General features: G+C 65.8%; 1 pseudogene. It reads left to right on the top strand.

What is annotated here, in order from left to right:
* Positions 1-242, top strand: a pseudogene (locus AX735_RS15600) (ferredoxin:protochlorophyllide reductase (ATP-dependent) subunit B); the annotation flags it as partial.
* Positions 243-301: the final 59 nt, after the last annotated feature.

The raw sequence follows: 301 nt of genomic DNA, 5'->3' as shown, positions 1-301 counted from the left end.
CTGCAACCGCTGCTGCTGCCAACCCACCCCCAACCCCTCCCCTGGCAGGAAGGGGAGCCATGGAAGGCGAACTCCTCGAACGCACGCTCTGGACCGCCGAGGCCGAGGCCGAGCTCAAGAAGATCCCGTTCTTCGTGCGCGGCAAGGCCCGCCGGAACACCGAGCGCTTCGCCGAGGAGCGGGGCCTGACGACGATCTCCCTTGAAACCCTGTATGATGCAAAGGCGCATTATGCCCGGTAAAGCCAGCACCACCCCCGCAAAGGGCCGCAATGCCGCGATCCGCGTGGTCTTCATCACGC

It is taken from the genome of Blastomonas sp. CCH1-A6 (assembly GCF_001556365.1).
Taxonomy (GTDB): Bacteria; Pseudomonadota; Alphaproteobacteria; order Sphingomonadales; family Sphingomonadaceae; genus Blastomonas; species Blastomonas ursincola.
This window is presented reverse-complemented; position numbering and strand designations above follow the sequence as displayed.